Here is a 17,261-nt window from a genome sequence, read left to right as displayed (position 1 = left end):
AACCGTCAGCGCGTGTCGTCCGTCGTATTGATCGGACGTCCGCTGTTCGGTGGGGGTTCAACAGCGGTTCCGATACGCTTAGCTCCACCAAATCCAGGAAATGACAGACCAGCAGACTCGGTGATCATGAAAGAATGCTCCGCCCGTGCTCTCAACGCGTCAGGACGATGATTCGTTGAAGATCTCGTGCGTCATCCTCACCATGGGCAACCGGGTCGCGGAGCTGAACCGGGCGGTCGAATCCGCGCTCAACCAGGTCGACGGCGACGTCGAAGTGGTGATCGTAGGCAACGGCGCCGACGTGCCCGCGGTGTCGGCGACGCCACCCGAGGGCTCGGCCGCGACCGTGAAGACGATCCGGCTTGACAGCAACACCGGCATTCCGGCCGGCCGCAACCGCGGTGTCGAGGAGTGCTCGGGCGACGTCGTGCTGTTCCTCGACGATGACGGCTGGTACGCCAACCAGAAGGTCGTCGCGCATGTTCGAGACCGCTTCGCCACCGAGCCCGACCTCGCGGTGATCTCCTTCCGGGTGATGGATCCCGAGGGCGGCATCGGCCAGCGCCGCCACGTCCCCCGCCTGCGGGCGGGCGACCCGCAGCGCTCCTCGCCGGTCACCACCTTCCTCGGCGGCGCCTCGGCCATCCGGCGCTCGGCCTTCCTGCAGGTCGGCGGGCTCCCCGAACGCTTCTTCTACGCGCACGAGGAGACCGACCTGGCCTGGCGGCTGCTGGGCGAGGGCTACCGGATCGAGTACGACGCCGAGACGGTCATGTACCACCCGCAGGTCCCGCCGACACGCCACGCGGAGTTCTACCGGCTCAACGCCCGCAACCGCGTGTGGCTGGCCCGCCGCAACCTGCCGTGGCCGCTGGCGGTCCTCTACCTGCTCGACTGGATCGTGCTCACCCTGATTCGCGAGCGTGGCTCCGGTGTCGCCCTCAAAGCCTGGTTCACCGGCTTCTTCGAGGGGCTCCGCACATCCGCCGGAGAGCGCCGTCCGATGGCCTGGCGCACGGCCTGGCGCATGGTCAAGCTCGGCCGCCCGCCGATCGTCTGACGTCGACGGCCCGACCACTACGGCACTACGGCCTGACCACTACGGTCTGACCGCCACGGCTTGACCTGCGCGGTCTGACCTGCGCGGTCTGACCTGCGCGGTCTGACCTGCGCGGTCTGACCTGCGCGGCCTGGCCTGCGCGGCCTGGCCGTTACAGGCGCTCCGCGCCGCCGAAGGTCATCGTGACGTGCGCGACCGTCGAGCTGAACAGCGCGCGTTTCGGCAGGCCCAGCTCGCTCAGCTCCTTGGCGACCGGGTGGTTGCCGAGCCTGATCAGCGCGCCGCCCGGACGCGCTCGCACCCCGCGTGCCTGGACCGACCACGGCACGCGGCGCGTCACCCCCTCCTGGTGGGTGAAGGCGTCGAGCGGCATCATCGCTCCGGGCCCGATCAGCGGCACGCCGGGTTTGAGCAGCATGTCGAGCACCAGCCGACCGTCCTTGCGAACGATGCACCGTTTGTACGGCGAGTCGAGCCGCAACTCGATGTCGGCCAGCTCCTTCGGGAAGCCCCAGATGGTGCGCCCCGCCTCCAGCGTGAACCGCTGGTCGACGGGGAGCCAGTGAATGAACACCCCGGCCTGCCGCAGATCGCCCAGGCCGGGGGAGCCGGTCGAGCCGGGCGGCCGGATCAGGAACGCCACGCCGAACTCGTGGTAGGTGTCGAGGTCGCCGTCGAGGTAGTCGACGAACGTCAGCGCGCAGATCGCCTTGCCGGGGAGGAACTCGGCCACGTCCAGCCCCGAGTAGGCGATCACCGCCCTGGCGGCGTCGGCGCGCACGGGATACATCGCGCTGCAGACGCTGGCGTCTCTCACCCGGACAGGCATGCTGACCGTTCGGCCCTGGATCAGATGCGATGCCATGCGTCCAGTACATCAATCGGGAAGGGCTGTGACCATTCCTTCCTGGTGCGCGTCTGTTCTGTTGTGACAATCGCTAGCACGCGGAGGGCGACATCATCGAGGAGCTGTACCGCGAGCACTGGCCGCTCGTGTGCGGGTTCCTCCTACGCCGGACCCGCGATCCCCACCTGGCCGAGGACCTCGCGCAGGAGACCTTCGTCAAGGCGACCCGGGCGCTGCTCGGCTGGCGGGGTGAGAACGCCGCCGCCTGGCTGCTGGCCATCGCGCGCAACGTCCTCCTCGACCATGTCCGGCGCAGCCGCCACGAGCCGGCGCTGCCTGACCCGGACGAGCTCGGCGTGCCGCCGCTGCACGTCGAGGCCCTGGACGTGCACGACGTTCTGGACCGGCTGCCCGAGCGGCACCGCAGGCTGCTCACCCTGGTCTACCTCGACGGTTTCTCGATGGTGGAGGTGGCCGCGATGACCGGCAGAAGCCATTCGACGATCAAGACCGCGGTGTGGCGGGCCAGAGCCGCGTTCGCCGACAGCTACGGAGCCTCCCGATGACCGAAGACGATCTGCCGCCCATGCCGGACTTCGACCCCCGCAGGACCCGCCGGGCGGTCCGCAGGGGCCTGGTGCGGACCACCTCCATGGTGCTGGCGGCCCTGACCGTGGTCGCGCTGGTGGCGACGCTCGGCTCGGCCCTGGTGCAGAAACGCGGTGACCGGCAGCAACGGATGACCGACGTGCTCGGCACCGCGTTCAAGATCTACAACCCGGCCTACAACCTGAGCGTCGAGCACTGCTGCGAGGCCACGCCGTTGTCGTTGTCGTTCACGGTGAGCGGCAGCCCGATCCGAGCGGCGGGAGGCTTCACCGGCTACGGCGGCTCCGGCCACACCATCACGCAGGACTTCTTCGGCCGGGTCGGCAGGCTGCCACTCGGCAACTCGGCCAACACCACGCTGAGCACCGCGCTGGCCAACGTGCGGACCGGAAACCAGCCGGCGGACAGCAGCCGGAAGGTGCTGGCCAGGCTGCCCGAAGGGCTCAACGCGCTGGCGGTCGTCGAGTTCGACCGGCCTCTCACGCCCGACGAGCTCGTACGCTTCGGCCGCGACCACGGCGCCTGCCCGAAGAAGGTCGTCTACGAGCAGCGGCCGAGGGCGATCCCCATCACCTGGGGCACGACCACCTGGGACAGAGCTCCGTTGCCGAACAGCGGCATGTGCTACGAGACGCCCCGGGACTTCGTGAAGAACCTCCGGGCCTGGACCGGACTGCTGCGCGACCATGACGACGCCAACCTGCGCCACTTCGACCTGACCCTGGATCGGCTGCGCAAGGCGGCGGACGCCGGGCTGGCCTACGCGTACGTGGACAACCTGGTCACGGTCGGGAAGCTGCGCCGCCTCCTCGACGATCCGCGGGTCCGCACGGTCCGGGTGGCCGACGTGACCTACGACGTCGAACGGCCCTAGACGGTCAGCGGCTGGACCGGGGCGCCGAGCCCGGCCCAGGTCTCCATCAGGGCGACGAAGTCCGGGGCGTGGTCGGGCCAGCGGTGGTGCAGGCGGGCCTCGGCGTGGCCGCGGGCGCCGAGCTCGGCCCGCCGTACGGGATCCTCTTTCAGGTCGAGCACGGCCCGTACGACAGCGCCCACGTCCAGGGGCACCACCACCCCGCAGCCGGCCCGTTCGACCAGCGGGGCGGCCGGCGGGGTGGTGACCGGGCGCACGTCGCGGTCGGCGGGCCCGATCAGGTCCATCCGGACGCCGTGCGGGACGGGCCGACCGGCCACCTCGATCAGCTCGGCTACGCCGTGTCCGGCGGACAGGCGCCCGATGTGGACCACCCGGGTGTCGCCGGGAGGGGGCGGCGCCGCCGCCACCACGGTGGCCTCCGGCACCAGGGCGGGCGCGGCCGTATCCCGGGTCGCGGGGCACGTCGATCGCGGTGATGCCCATCGCGGGCGTGACGTTGAAGTGGGTGAACGGGGCGACGTAGGTCACCTCGTGACCTGCGTCGAGCAGCGCCCCGATCTGCCGATGCATGATCCGGGCGTCCTCGGGGTGGTGGACGATCGTGGCGACGCAAACCCGCATACGCCGATGCTGAGCGGCCAGCGGGTCAGGGGCGTGAACGCGGGCCGAACTACCGCTTAACTTCCCTGGAGGGCCGGCGGTACAGCCAGGTCAGGCGAGGTTCGAGGACCCACTTGAACACCGTGCGCGTCTCGGGCAGGCACAGCACGATCGCCAGCGCGAAACAGCTCGCGCTGATCGCCAGCACGCCTAGCGGGCCGTACAGCCACGGGAACTCCAGCCAGCCCATCTCCTTGGCGATGAGCACGGGCACGCCGTGCAGGAGATAGCAGTAGAGGGTGCGGGTGCCGAGGTCGGAGTACCAGGTCTCCTTGCGGGGGATCAGCGCCAGGACCGCGAAGCACATGGCCAGCGCGCAGACCAGCAGCCCGGTGCGCACGCCGAGGCCCATCCACCAGGACAGGTCCATGTCCTGGTAGCTGTTCTTGTAGTAGAAGGGCTTCAGGCTCGCCTTGGGCGCGATGAGGACGGCCACGGCGGCGGCGGCCAACAGGACCACCGCCGAGAGGATCTTGATCCAGCGGCGGTTGAGCATCTCGAAGTGCTCGGGCTGCATCACCAGCCCGATGACGAAGAACGGCATCAGACCGAAGAAGCGGTCCATGCTGAAGTCGCCGGAGATCTGTGAGAACCCGGCGAACAGATAGATCGCGATCGCCACCGGGATCGGATATTTCATCCGCTTCCACACCGGCGTGGACAGCCGCCAGAACAGCAGTGCCAGCAGGTACCAGTTGAGCCACGCCGGGTCGATGATCGTGAGAGACCACTTCTGGCCCAGCGCGAAGCGCAGCGCGGCGTAGCCGACCTCCACGATCACGTAGGGGACGAGGAACGTGTCGACCAGCTTGTTGGTCTTCGCGTTGGAGTTCCAGAAGTTGCGTGACAGGTAGCCGCTGATGAGCACGAACAGCGGCATGTGGAAGGTGTAGACGAAGATGTAGAGCGTCTTGGCGGAGTCGGCGCCGAGCGTGGGCACCAGCGAGTGACCGATCACGACCAGCGCGATCAGGATGAACTTGACGTTGTCGAGGTAGGGGTCGCGCTTGCGCTTGGGCGGCTCTGGCTCGGGCTCCGGCTCGGCGTCGGGCCGCTCCTGCTCCGTGTCGCCCGGCCGCACGCCGCGCGGATCGGTCTGGTCGCCCCAGAAGGTCTGCTCGGGCAACGGCCAGCTGGCTCCCGTGCTGGCGGGGCCGGAGCTCTCGCCAGGGGCCTCCGGGCGTGCGGGGGGCGTGACCGGGGGAGAGTGCTTGGTCTCAGACACTACGGAGTCGCTCAGCTTCGCTCGGGGCCGGGGGAACGCGACAACCGCCACGCCTGACGAGAACCCTTGACGACGCGGGCGAGAGGTGTCGCCGACCCGCATTACATTATCCCGGCCGGACGGGTCCTGTCTCTCGCCTCGGTCGCCAGACCCCTGTTACACAGGGAATCCGGAGGTCAGGTGCAGACATTCTTCTGATCTGCGGTGATCGTGCTGTTATTGACACTGTCGGGGAGCTTGGTCACCTTGACCGCCTTGAAGTCACCGCCGACGATCAGTTGGATCACCGGCGTGCCCTTGGCCTTAACCCCCTCGGAGGGCAGGGGCACCGGGGAGACGTAGGCGTCGGTGGTGGACGGGATGATCTTGCCCGCCGTGGGCGCGGGCTTGGGGGTGACCATCCCGGCGAGCACGTTGGCGTAGTCGGCGCCGGTCGCGGCCCGCTTCGCGTAGCGGATCTGGGTGGTCGGCTGGGGCTGGCCGTCGGCGGCCGTGTAGTTGCCCACTCCGGTGACCTTGAAGCCCTGTTTGCTCAGCATGTCGGCGACTTCCTTGGCCTTGCCCATCGTCGTCGTGCCGTTGAGCACCTGGACCTGCACCTGCTCGGGCTTGATGGCGACCTTGGGCTTGCCGGTGCTCGCCGACGGCTCGGGGGTGGCGACCTCGGTGTCGCTCTTGATCGCGTTGAACAGCTCGTTGGCGTCGGGCTGCTTCCAGACCACGCGGTTGGCGTCCTCGGGGTCGGGCATCCAGGGGATCGTGGTGAACGTGACCCCGCCCGCGGTCATCTTCTGGGCGCTCTGCGCGATCTGGATGAGCTGCTCGGGGTCCTCGGCCAGGTCGGGGTCCATGGTCACCGACTGGGCGGCGGCCTTGACGAAGCCGGGGAGCTTGACCGGGTTGGTGAGCAGGTCGCTGCTGGTGGCCTTCTGCACCACCTTGGTGAGGAAGATCTGCTGGCGCTTGATGCGCTGGATGTCGCTGCCGTCGCCGTACTTGCGCAGCCGTACGTAGCCGAGTGCCTGCTCGCCGTTGAGGAGGCTCTTGCCCGGGGGGAGCGTGAGCTTGGAGGCCTTGTCGTTGACGCCCGACTTGAGGCAGATCTCGATGCCGCCGAGCGAGTCGACGATGTTCTTGAAGCCGCTGAAGTCGACCTCGACGAAGTGGTTGATGCGGATGCCGGTGAGGGTCTCGAGGGTGGAGATGGTGCACGCGATGCCGCCTGAGTTGTAGGCGGAGTTGATCATGTCGCGGCGGGCCGGCATCTCCTGCTTGGTCGTCTCGTTCTTGCACCTGGGGATCTGCACCATCGAGTCGCGCGGGAAGCTGACCAGCCTCGCCTGATCGCGGTTGGGCGAGATGTGCATGAGGATCATGGTGTCGGTGCGCTTGCCGCCGGCGTCGGCGGTCCTGGCCAGCTCCTGGCCGTATTTGGCGTTGCCCTCACCCGCCCGGGTGTCGGAGCCGACCAGCAGCACGTTGAGCGCGCCGGTGGCCGGAGGCCGCGGGTTGATGATGTCGTCCTTGATGCCCTTCTGCTTGATCTCGCCGAAGGCGTCGCGGTAGAGCGTGTAGCCGGTCAGGGAGCCGACGACCATCAGGCTGGTGGTCGCGATGCTCACCCAGGCCAGGATCCGCATCTTGCCGTTGCCGTCGCCTCCCCCGCGGTGGCGGCGTGGCGGCGGGCCCTCGGGAGGAGGTGGCGGCGCCGCCCGACGGGCGCCGCGGTGGCCGGGATCGGTCTGGGCGGTCCTGCGGTCCTCCAAGGACGCGCTCCTGTAGTCGTTCATGCGCCCCCTCGCCCAGTCCGTCGCGCGCCGGCTCGGTCTCTCTTTGCGCCACGAGACTAGGTCACGTACGGCGTACCCGCAGCCAGGACTGGGAGATCAGCCGTGACCCGAGCGTGATGTTTCAAGGGCAGATCATACTCAGAGCTGGACATTTCGTGGAATATCAAGGGCAAAATCTTTGCCTTTTGCCAGCGCGCGGCTCACGGCGCGCGGCTCACGCACAGCGCGGCCGCCAGGCACGCCAGAGGCACGGCCGGCAGGACGTACCTGTAGTCGAACTCCGCCACGGCCGGTGGCACGATGAGCAGGACGACGGCCGTCGACCAGGGCAGCAGCCAGCCGGGCGGACCCGCGACGCGCCACCCGCCGGCCCGCTCACCCGGCCGGCCCGCGACGCGCCGCCGGCGGACGATCGCGACCACGGGCGGGACCAGCAGGATCACCAGCAACGCGGTGCCGGGCAGGCGCGCCACGTCCTGGTAGGCGCGCATCCAGCCGGCGTAGGGCTCGGCCACCTCGGTGCCGATCGGGCCCGCCTCGTAACGCCGGCCCATCTCCACGCCCAGCCGCGCGGCCCAGCGACCCGGCGGGGGCGGTGACGCCGACGGGAACTCGTAGTAGTCGTAGATCTCCTGGTCGGGGTAGATCGGGCGGCCCCAGACGAAGGTGCGGCCGAGCTCCGTCAGCACCGAGGCCGCGTAGTCGAGCGGCTGGCTGCGGATGGCCAGCGCCGCGAACCGGCCCGCCAGGTCGTCGGTCTCCTGGCTGAACGTGATGCCGGGCAGCACGACCAGCGGGGAGTCCTTGGCCCAGAGATAGTCCTGCGAGGGCGGCCGCCGCTCGGCGGGCCGCGGATCGCACAGCACCCGCAGCTCCGGCGGCGGATCCATCTTCGCGCAGTCGGCGAAGGACATCGTCCGGGCGTAGAGGAAGGCGCCGTTGGCCCCGACCAGGCCGACCCGCTGGTAGGTGGCGTGGAACCAGGCGCCGTAGACGAGCACCGGCACCAGCGCGGCGGCCAGCAGCACCCCGGCGAACCTGATCCGGCCCCCGACCCGCCCCCCGACCCGCCCGCGCAGCACGAACCAGCCCGCCAGCACCACGATCAGCGGTTGCCCGACCGTCCGCGTCAGCGTGGCGGCGGCGAGCAGCAGCCCGATGGCCACGGCCGAGCCTGTCACGGCCGGGCCTGTCACGGCCGAGCGTCTGCCCGCCAGGCTCAGCGTCACGGCCGCCACGACCAGGAACATGAACAGCGTGTCGGAGACGAGCAGGTGCTCGACCTCGATCTGGTAGGCGTCGAGCAGCACCGGCACGGTGGCGAGCGTGGCCGCCCACCTGGGCGCCCGGCGCGCGGCCCGGTAGATCAGCACGCCGGTGGCCAGCCCGAGCAGGTGCTGCACGGCGGTCACCATGGCGAAGGAGTGGAACGGCTCCAGCAGCTTGAGGAACGCCGAGTAGCCCGCCGGGCGCACCAGGTCGGGACGCGGCCGGAAGACGGTGACGATGTAGGTGTAGGAGTCGGGGAACCACAGCGCCGGGCGGTAGCCCAGCATGGTGAGCACGCGCAGCGCCGTGCCGGCGGCCAGGATCACCAGGAACCAGCGGTGCCGCCGCAGCGCCGGGAGCGCCCGCAGCCACGAGCGCGGGCCCGCGGCCGGGCGGCGCCTGGGGCCGGGGGAGCCGGCACCGGCGGGGTCGAGCTCTCCCGTGACCACCCGCACGACCTCCTGTTTCACCGGCTCCTCGGGTACGGTACCCGCGTTTCGCACCGCCCCGCGTCACCCAGGCGCGCCTCCCGGTTGGATACCCTCGCGATCACCGATGGGATCCGACCGGCTCGACCAGGCGCGACGGCCATCGGCGGGCCGGGTGCTCGCCGTGGTCTCGGTGCTGCCCGCCCTCGTGGTGGCCGGCTGGCTGGCGTCGGGGCTGGCGCTGCTGCTCCTCGGCCACTACCGGCCGCTGCCCGCGCTGGCGCTCGGGCTGCCGGTCATCGCCGCGTTCTGCGTGGTCGCGCTGCGTCACCTCGGCGACGTGGTCGAGGCCACCGCGCGGCAGGTCGCCGCGGTCGTCGCCGTCGCCGCCGGATCGACGGCCTTCAACCTGGTCATGCACGCCGAGGCGCTGATCGTCCGGCGCGACCCGGCCACCTACGCCCAGTACGCCGTCTGGCTCGCCGGGCACGGCTCGCTGCCGATTCCGGCCCAGGCCGAGGCGTTCGGCGGGCCCGACCCGTGGCTGATCTTCGAGAGCGTCGGCTTCTACGGGGTGGACGGCTCGGTGGTGCCGCAGTTCATGCCGGGACCGCCGCTGCTGTACGCCGCCGGGGCCTGGCTCGGCGGGTTGCTGCTGACGCCGCCCGTGCTGGGCGGGTTCGCGGTGCTGCTGGTGGCGGGGGTGACGGCCCGGCTGGCGGGCGGGCGGTGGGCGGCGCCGGCCGCGCTCGTGTTCGCGGTGAGCCTGCCGATCCTCTACACCTCGCGCACCACGCTCAGCGAGATCCCGTCGCTGATCCTGCTGTTCGGCGGCATCGCGCTGCTGCACGACGCGATGTCCGGACCCGTGCCGCGCCGGGCGGCGGGCGCGCTGGCCGGGCTGGTGTTCGGGCTCGCGGTCCTGGTCAGGATCGACGGGCTGCGTGACGTGCTGCCGGTCCTGGTGTTCGCGGGGCTGCTCATCGGGATGCGCCGGCTCGGCCGGCCGCCGGGGGCGATCGGGGCGCCGCTGCTGGCGGGGGTGCTCGCCGGAGCGGGGGTGGGGCTGTTCGCGGCGTACGAGCTGGCCGCGCCGTACCTGACCTACCTGTCGCGTTCGGTCCGGCCGCTGCTGATGATCTGCGGCGCCGTGCTGGCGCTCACCCTCGTCGGCGCCGCCCTGGCGCCGTGGCTCGCGCGGATCCGGCTGCCGCGCCGGCTGCCGGAGATCGGCGCGGCGCTGGTCGTGCTCGTCGTGGCCGGCCTCGCCGCCCGCCCGTGGTTCCAGACCGTACGCCGTACACCGACGACGCCCGAAGACCGGCTGAACAGCCTGTTCATCGAGCAGATCCAGCGGGACAACGGGCTGGCCGCCGACGCCACCCGGCTCTACTTCGAGCAGTCGCTGCAGTGGGTGTCCTGGTACGTCGGGGCGCCCGTGATCGTGCTGGCCACGCTGGCGGCGGCCGTGCTGACGCGCCGGCTGCTGCGGGACGGCCGGCCGTTCGCCTGGCTGCCGGCCCTGGCGATCATCGGCTTCACCACGGTCACCACGCTGCTGCGCCCCGAGATCACCCCCGACCATCCATGGGCCTCCCGCCGCCTGGTCCCCGTCGTCATCCCCGGCCTGATCCTGCTCGCGGTGTGGGGGCTGGGCCTGCTGCGCGACCTGGCGCCGGGCAGGCGCTGGGTGGCCGTGCTGGGCGTCGTGCTCCTCGTGGCGCCGCCGGCCGTGACCTCGATCGGCACCGCGTTCACCCCGGTCGAGCGGGGCGAGCGGGCGGCCGTGGCGGCGCTGTGCGAGCGCATCCCGGCCGACGCCTCGGTCCTGATCGTCGAGCGGGTCACCGCTGAGCGCTTCACCGAGGTGGTGCGCGGCACCTGTGGCTTCCCGTCCGCCCAGGTGCGCCGGGTGGTCGACGACACGGCGCCCGACGCCGAGGTGCACCGGCTGATCCGCCGGGTCCGGGCCGCCGGCCGGGTGCCGGTCGTGCTGGGCGCGGACGCGGAGCAGGTCTCGGCGTACGGGTCGCCCACGCAGGTGATGGGCCTGGTCACCCGCCAGGACGAACGCTCCCTCGTCAGCCCGCCGGACGGCACCTGGTCGTTGCGGATCAACGTCTGGATGGCCGTGGGCTGATCGGCGCGCGGCGGTGATGTGGGCTCGGGGCCCTGCCGGGCAGAGTAATCTCGACGCACGTGAACACGCCCGAGACCTCTCAGAGTGGAATCACCGTGGAAGAAGCGCCATACGTCACGATCGTCCTGCCCTGTTACAACGAGCAGGACCACGTCATCGACGAGGTCGAGCGCATCACCAAGGCGATGGACTCGAGCGGCTACACCTACGAGCTCGTCGCGGTCGACGACTGCTCGACCGACGCGACGCTGGCCCGGCTGCAGGAGGCGGCGGACAGGTTCCCCTACCTGCGGGTGCGCGCCTTCCACCGCAACGGCGGCTCCGGCACCGTGCGCCGGATCGGCACCCAGGAGGCCAGGGGCGAGATCGTCGTCTGGACCGACGCCGACATGACCTACCCCAACGAGCGCATCCCCGAGCTGGTGCAGATCCTGGAGAAGGACCAGACGATCGACCAGGTGGTCGGCGCGCGCACCAGCGAGGAGGGGTCGCACAAGCTGCTGCGGGTCCCGGCCAAGTGGGTGATCCGCAAGGTGGCCGAGAAGCTGGCCGGGCAGAAGATCCCCGACCTCAACTCCGGGCTGCGCGCCTTCCGCAAGTCGGTGGCCAGGCCCTACCTGCGGCTGCTGCCGCCCGGGTTCTCGTGCGTCACGACGATCACGCTGTCGTTCCTGTCCAACCAGCACGACATCTTCTACCTGCCGATCGACTACGCCAAGCGGGCCGGCACCTCGAAGTTCAGCTTCGTCTCCGACGCCTACCGCTACATCCTGCAGGTGCTCCGGATGATCATGTACTTCAACCCGCTCAAGGTGCTCATGCCGCCCGCGCTGTGGCTGGTGGCGATCGGCCTGGTCAAGGGTGTCTGGGACATGATCCAGCACCCGTTCTACTTCCCCGCCAACACCGTGATGATCTTCCTGTCCGGGATGCTGATCGGGTCGGTCGCCCTGCTGGCCGACCTGATCGTGCGGTCGCGGGGCGAATAGCGTGCGCATCGCCATCGTCGGCCCCACCTATCCGTACAAAGGGGGCGGGGCGCAGCACACCACCGAGCTCGCGCACCGGCTGGCCGCGCTGGGCCACGACGTGGTGATCGAGTCGTGGCGGGCGCAGTATCCGTCGTTCCTCTACCCCGGGCAGCAGACGATCTCCGCGCCCGAGGGCACGCCCTACCCCGCGACCCTGCGCGAGCTCGACTGGCGCCGGCCCGACGGGTGGTTCGCCGCCGGTCGGCGGCTCCGGTCGGCCGACCTGGTGGTGCTCGCCGTGCTCAGCCCGGTGCAGGTGCCCGCCTACCTGGGCATCCTGGCCGGGCTGCGGCGCGGGGCGCGGACCGTCGCGCTCTGCCACAACGTGCTGCCGCACGAGCGCAAGCCGTACGACCGGCCGCTGATGAAGGCGCTGCTCAAACGGGTCGACGGCGTGCTGGCCCATTCCGAGCAGCAGGCCGCGCTGGCCCGCGAGCTGACCTCCCGGCCGGTGAGCGTGGCGGGGCTGCCGCCGCACCTGCCGTCCACCCACGCCACCCCTGGCACCGGGGTCCACCACCGGCTGCTGTTCTTCGGCATCGTCCGCCCCTACAAGGGGCTCGACCTGCTGCTGCGGGCTCTGCCCGAGGGGGTCGGCCTGACCGTGGCCGGTGAGTTCTGGGGCGGGCTCGACGGTACGAAAGCGCTGGTCGACGAGCTGGGCCTGGCCGACCGGGTGGAGCTGCGGCCCGGCTACGTGGCCGCCGAGGACGTGCCCGAGCTGTTCGCGCGGGCCGACGCGCTGGTGCTGCCCTACCGGCAGGCGACCGCGAGCCAGAACGTGTGGCTCGGCTACGAGCACGGCGTGCCGGTGATCGCCACCCGGGTCGGCGCGCTCGCCGACCACGTCACCGACGGGGTCGACGGGCTGCTGGTCGAGCCGGGCGACGTCGGGGCGCTCCGCCAGGCGATCGAACGCTTCTACGCCTCCGGTGAGCCCGAGAGGTTGCGGTCGGGCGTCAAGGCGGTCGACCCCGAGCCCTTCTGGTCGGCGTACACGGGCGCGCTGCTGGGCGCCTGACGGCCCAGCAGCCACGCGACTCCCGCGGCCACGGCGTCGGCCAGCGTGAACGCCAGCCGCGACACCACGGCGACCGCCAGCGCCGCGGGCGTGCCGATGAGCGGGGTGAGCACCAGCACGAGGGCGCCCTCGCGCACCCCCACCCCGGCGGGCACCACGAAGAAGAGCAGCCCGGTGGCCCAGGCGAAGGCGTAGGCCCCGGTGGCGATCACGTAGAGGTCCCACCGGCCGGCGAGCAGCCAGATGTGCAGGCCGTACACGAACCAGCCGAGGGCGGTCCACGCGACGGCGACCAGCACCGTGCGGCCGGGCAGCACGCTCTCCAGCGGCTCCTTGCGGGCGAGCCGCAGCGCCAGGTTGAGGCCCCAGGTGAGCATCCGGGGATGCAGGCCGACGACGATCAACGGCAGGAGCAGCAGGAGATACCAGGCCTCGCGGACGGCCTGCTGGGAGGCGAGCGTCGCGGCCGCGATCGAGATGGCCACCCCGAGGTTGATCACCAGGGCCAGCGAGATGCAGGCGAACGTCCGCCTGGGCGGGCTGCCGTGGTCGCGCCCGAGCTCCATCATCGCCGCGTACGCCCAGACCGAGCCCGGGATGTACTTGCCCAGCTGGCCCACGAACATGATCCGGCCTGTCACTCTCAGTGACAGTGGCGAGCCGAGTCCGGCCAGCACCTGACGCCAGGCCACGAGCATGCAGAACTGGCCCAGCAGCACCGCGCCGAACGCGCCGAGCACCGCCCACGGCGACAGCCCGCCGACCGCCGCCAGGGTGGCGTCCCAGTTGCGCGCCAGGCCGTAGCCGAGGAAGCCGAGGGCGACCAGCGCGAGCGATGCGCGCAGCAGGCGGCGAAACATCCGCCCAGGGTACGCGCGCACCCCTACCGGCGGGTAGGGCCCAGGTTCGGAAGTCATCCCGGGTCGACGCGATGGAATTCCGGTGGACCGCATACTTACGCATGGTCGCTTTACGAATACGGAGAGTGAAACGACTTCGGTGGCCACCTTCCGGCGCCGCGGCACGTGCCGGGCAACACGCCGGGCCGCGAAATTTTACCTTCTCCGCTTCTGTGGCCCCGGAGGCCTGATCGATAATCCGTGGCCGGTTCTGTCCGGCGAAATATAAATCAATGTCCGGGCGTAATCGGCCGACCGGTCGATTGTCTGTGAGAAGAGTTCTCGGTGGGCTGTGGTTCTGATTTTCGGGAGCGGGTCAGGGGGCTGCCGTAATGATCGGGAGGGCGCTCCGCGGGATCGACCCGAACTGCTCGGTAATTGAAATCTAGACGAAACTCGCGTGGTGTTTCGAGCCATCTGGGTGGCGATCGTGCGGATTGACGGTCGGGCTCCGTGCCGCCCTGTTGTGCTTCGGCGTACTTTGATGTGATTTATTGGGAATTGGAGTCTGGGGCGGGGGGATCAAACTAGGGCATAAACCGTCAAGTGGGTGCCGAGATCCCTACCTTCCGTAGGCGGACACCTACTCCTAGCAGGGGGTTTGGCCTCGTCGGGCTGTTCTGGGCCCTTCGGGCTGGTTGGGAGATGTACGATTAAGTGATTCGACTTGCGACCGCCGCCCGGTGGTCGTGGTCGGACAGGGGGCGTGGCGGAGTCGCCGCTCATTGTGCGACGCGACGCCGTCCCTTCCCGATTCCGAGGCGACTGTCTGTTGAGTCCAGGTGGGCATCGGAATGAAGAGGTCTTCCGCGGCAACGGGAGGCCTCTTCGCATTTCCGGACCTAAGCCGGCCGGTCCGAAAGCGACTTCGCGCGAAAGAAAGTCCGCCGACATCCACGCGACTTTCATCATGGACCGGCGGATCCTCGGCGCTCCGGTCATGTGGCGCGAGGCGGGCCGAAGGTGTCACACTCCCTACAAGGAACTTCCGCGAATCGTTCTTGTTTGCCGACAGGCGTTCCACGGGATTCCGCAGGCCAGTGCCGACGGCCATGACCAGCCGTGTCAGGTGCCCACCTGGACTCAACGCATACACCACCACCCATCGTCGTTTCGGTATTCGCGGAAAGGACAACACGATGACCGCGTCGACCACGCCTGCCTCGGGCAGGGACCAGAAGTGCGACAGGCCCCGGAAGTTCGGCGGAGCCCGGAAGTTCGGCGGGATTCGTAAGTCCGGCGAGGGCGGGAGCCCGGCCGGCCGGTCGTCCGGGAGATCGCGCGCCTCCCGGGCGATCGTGTTCGCCAGCGTGCTGCTCACCCACGTGGCCTTCGTGGTCACGCTGCTCCCGCACGGCTACGACCTCTGGATCGTCCTCGGGGCGGCCACCACCACCTGCGTGGCCGCGGGCCAGGTGACGCGTACGGTCACCCTGGGTCAGGACGTGGCGGAGGCTCCCGGCTCGCTGCTGAGCCGGATGGTGGCCTGCTGGATCCGGGCCGTCGTGGCGAACGTGCCCACCGCCGAGTGAGGGCCGGCGTGCGCCGGGCGATGCCGCGGCCGGTTCGACGGCCGGGGGCGCCCGGCGCAGGTACTGTTGGGCGGCGTGGGTAAGGAACGCGTCGCGCAGCTCGAATACTCCGAGTTCCAGTCGGCCATGCTCGACGAGGACAAACGCCGGCGCAAGGCCGCGAAGATCATCGCGGTCCTGGAGCACTTCCACGGGCCGCTCACCGGGCTGACCGTCGGCGACGTGGGCTGCTCCGCCGGGTTCATCGCCGACGAGCTGGCCGGAGCCGGCGCGGCCCGCACCCTCGGCATCGACATCGACGTGCCGGGGCTGCGCCGGGCGGCCGACCGATTCGGCGAGCGGGTGGCGTTCGTCTGCGGCGACGGCACCGCGCTGCCGTTCCCCGACGGCTCGATCGACGTGCTGGTGTTCAACCACATCTACGAGCACGTGGTCGACCCCGACGGCGTGGTGGCCGAGATGCACCGGGTGCTGTCCGACCGCGGGGTGCTCTACCTGGGCCTGGGCAACCGGCTGGGCGTCATGGAGCCCCACTACAAGCTGCCGTTCCTGTCCTACCTGCCGCCGGCGCTCGCCGACCGCTACGTGCGCGCCTCCGGTCGCGCCGACCACTACTACGAACGCTTCCGCACCCGCCGGGGCCTGCGCCGGATGCTGCGCGCCTTCCACGTCTGGGACTACACGTTCCCCGTGCTCGCCACGCCTGCCCGCTTCGCCGGCTCCGAGTTGTTCCCCGGCGCGCTCGGCCGGGTGGCGCGGGCCGTGCTCGGCCGCACTCCGCGGGCCGTGCTGCGGCTGCTGCTGCCACTCGTGCCGACCTATCTGTGGGTGGCGACCAAGACGCCGCGCGCTCCGGCGGGCGCCGCGCTGCCCAGGCCGCCCGAGCGGGTCCGCCCGCTGTGAGCGCGGCCGGACCTCCAGGGCCGCGCCCGGCCGTGAGCGGCGGACACGAAGCCCTGCCCGCGGGTCCGGCCAGGGCCCGGCGCCCGCTCCTGCGGCGGGTCCTGCGCCTCGGGTTCCTGCTGGTCGCCCTCGGCTTCGGCGGGTGGGCCGTGGCGAGGCAGTGGGACGCCGTGCTGGCCGGGTTCGCCAGGCTCAGCCTGCCGATGGTCGCCGCCTCGCTCGGCGCGGTCATCGCCGCGCTGCTCGGCGCCATGCTCACCTGGCGCACCCTGCTGGCCGATCTCGGCTCGCCGCTGCCGTTTCGCCCCGCGACCAAGGTGTTCTTCGTGGGCCAGCTCGGCAAGTACATCCCCGGAGCCGTGTGGCCGGTGATCGCCCAGATGGAGATGGGGCGCGACCTGGGCGTGCCCCGATCCCGCAGCGCGGCGGCGTTCTTCCTGATGATGCCGGTCCAGCTGGCCAGCGGGCTGCTCGTCGCGCTGGCCACGCTCGGCTGGAACCGCTACGGCTGGCTGCTGCTGCTCATCCCGGTGCTGCTGGTGCTGCTCGAACCCAAGGTGATCAACGGCCTGATCGGCTTCGGGCTGCGCAGGCTCAAGCGCGAGCCGCTGGAGCGCCCGCTCACCCGGCGGGGGATGCTGACCGCGCTCGGCTGGGCGCTGGCGGGCTGGATCTGCTACGGGCTGCATCTCTACTTCGTCTTCCCGCAGGGTGGCCTGATCTTCGCCGTCGGGGCGTTCGCGCTGTCGTGGTGCCTGGGCATCATGACCTTCGTGGTGCCGGCCGGTGCCGGGGTGCGCGAGGTGGCGATGGTGGCCGTGCTGTCACCCGTGCTCGACGCCGGCTCGGCGATCGCCGTCGCCCTCTGCTCGCGCATTGTCATCATCATTGGGGACCTGATCTGCGCTGGTTTGGCGGGGATGGCGGCTCGTCGCCGCCATGGGTGATTTAAGCCACGATTTGGGGGAGG

Annotated in this window: 15 protein-coding genes; 9 read left to right on the top strand and 6 right to left on the bottom strand. The window is 70.6% G+C overall.

The genetic code is table 11. The annotated features are described in order from the left end of the window. The first annotated feature begins 175 nt into the window (after positions 1 to 175). Positions 176 to 1,060 carry a glycosyltransferase family 2 protein gene (locus tag IEY82_RS25700; protein WP_189126779.1) on the top strand — a complete coding sequence of 295 codons (885 nt, stop codon included), beginning with the start codon at positions 176 to 178 and terminating at the stop codon, positions 1,058 to 1,060. 151 nt (positions 1,061 to 1,211) lie between these two features. Here IEY82_RS25700 and IEY82_RS25695 read toward each other — a convergent pair whose 3' ends face one another. Beyond that, positions 1,212 to 1,925 (bottom strand): acetoacetate decarboxylase family protein, encoded by a 714-nt coding sequence (locus tag IEY82_RS25695; protein WP_189126778.1) that lies wholly within the window; start codon positions 1,923 to 1,925, stop codon positions 1,212 to 1,214. Positions 1,926 to 2,017: 92 nt separating this feature from the next. Between IEY82_RS25695 and IEY82_RS25690 the strand changes: the two genes are divergently transcribed. After that, a complete protein-coding gene (locus IEY82_RS25690) occupies positions 2,018 to 2,473 on the top strand; it encodes an RNA polymerase sigma factor (RefSeq protein ID WP_308425870.1) in 456 nt (151 codons plus the stop codon). After that, entirely contained in the window at positions 2,470 to 3,390 is a 921-nt protein-coding gene (locus tag IEY82_RS25685; RefSeq protein ID WP_189126776.1) for a hypothetical protein, read from the top strand. Before IEY82_RS25690 ends, IEY82_RS25685 begins: the two co-directional genes overlap by 4 nt. Here the strand turns inward: IEY82_RS25685 and IEY82_RS25680 are convergent. From IEY82_RS25680 to IEY82_RS25665, 4 genes are all read right to left on the bottom strand, one after another. Next, positions 3,387 to 3,818: a hypothetical protein gene (locus IEY82_RS25680; RefSeq protein ID WP_308015955.1), complete on the bottom strand. Its 432-nt coding sequence runs from the start codon at positions 3,816 to 3,818 to the stop codon at positions 3,387 to 3,389. The genes IEY82_RS25685 and IEY82_RS25680 overlap by 4 nt on opposite strands. 245 nt (positions 3,819 to 4,063) lie before the next feature. Next, complete coding sequence (locus tag IEY82_RS25675; RefSeq protein ID WP_189126775.1) at positions 4,064 to 5,179, bottom strand: acyltransferase family protein; 1,116 nt, start codon at positions 5,177 to 5,179, stop codon at positions 4,064 to 4,066. 275 nt (positions 5,180 to 5,454) lie between these two features. Beyond that, complete coding sequence (locus IEY82_RS25670) at positions 5,455 to 7,068, bottom strand: LCP family protein (RefSeq protein ID WP_189126774.1); 1,614 nt, start codon at positions 7,066 to 7,068, stop codon at positions 5,455 to 5,457. A gap of 200 nt (positions 7,069 to 7,268) precedes the next feature. Further along, complete coding sequence (locus IEY82_RS25665) at positions 7,269 to 8,807, bottom strand: hypothetical protein (protein WP_225262679.1); 1,539 nt, start codon at positions 8,805 to 8,807, stop codon at positions 7,269 to 7,271. 85 nt (positions 8,808 to 8,892) lie between these two features. Here IEY82_RS25665 and IEY82_RS25660 point away from each other — a divergent pair, with 85 nt between their 5' ends. From IEY82_RS25660 to IEY82_RS25650, 3 genes are all read left to right on the top strand, one after another. After that, positions 8,893 to 10,905 (top strand): hypothetical protein, encoded by a 2,013-nt coding sequence (locus tag IEY82_RS25660; protein WP_189126773.1) that lies wholly within the window; start codon positions 8,893 to 8,895, stop codon positions 10,903 to 10,905. A 95-nt stretch (positions 10,906 to 11,000) separates the two neighbouring features. Further along, positions 11,001 to 11,894 (top strand): glycosyltransferase family 2 protein, encoded by an 894-nt coding sequence (locus IEY82_RS25655; RefSeq protein WP_225262682.1) that lies wholly within the window; start codon positions 11,001 to 11,003, stop codon positions 11,892 to 11,894. A gap of 1 nt (position 11,895) precedes the next feature. Beyond that, positions 11,896 to 12,957: a glycosyltransferase family 4 protein gene (locus IEY82_RS25650; protein ID WP_189126771.1), complete on the top strand. Its 1,062-nt coding sequence runs from the start codon at positions 11,896 to 11,898 to the stop codon at positions 12,955 to 12,957. On the opposite strand, the gene IEY82_RS25645 is transcribed toward IEY82_RS25650, so the two are convergent. Then, the gene (locus tag IEY82_RS25645) at positions 12,858 to 13,817 is read right to left on the bottom strand and encodes a lysylphosphatidylglycerol synthase domain-containing protein (protein WP_189126770.1); all 960 of its coding nucleotides are present in this window, start codon (positions 13,815 to 13,817) and stop codon (positions 12,858 to 12,860) included. The two genes, IEY82_RS25650 and IEY82_RS25645, sit on opposite strands and share 100 nt — an antisense overlap. A gap of 1,178 nt (positions 13,818 to 14,995) precedes the next feature. Here IEY82_RS25645 and IEY82_RS25640 point away from each other — a divergent pair. The 3 genes from IEY82_RS25640 (at position 14,996) to IEY82_RS25630 (ending at position 17,238) form a co-directional block, all read left to right on the top strand. Continuing rightward, positions 14,996 to 15,388 (top strand): hypothetical protein, encoded by a 393-nt coding sequence (locus IEY82_RS25640; RefSeq protein ID WP_189126769.1) that lies wholly within the window; start codon positions 14,996 to 14,998, stop codon positions 15,386 to 15,388. Positions 15,389 to 15,463: 75 nt separating this feature from the next. Further along, complete coding sequence (locus IEY82_RS25635; protein WP_225262684.1) at positions 15,464 to 16,291, top strand: class I SAM-dependent methyltransferase; 828 nt, start codon at positions 15,464 to 15,466, stop codon at positions 16,289 to 16,291. Positions 16,292 to 16,323: 32 nt separating this feature from the next. Continuing rightward, on the top strand, positions 16,324 to 17,238 hold the full coding sequence (locus IEY82_RS25630) for a lysylphosphatidylglycerol synthase transmembrane domain-containing protein (protein ID WP_225262686.1): 915 nt from the start codon (positions 16,324 to 16,326) through the stop codon (positions 17,236 to 17,238). Positions 17,239 to 17,261 lie beyond the last annotated feature (23 nt).

It is taken from the genome of Nonomuraea cavernae, from assembly GCF_014646355.1.
Classification (GTDB): Bacteria; Actinomycetota; Actinomycetes; order Streptosporangiales; family Streptosporangiaceae; genus Nonomuraea; species Nonomuraea cavernae.
This window is presented reverse-complemented; position numbering and strand designations above follow the sequence as displayed.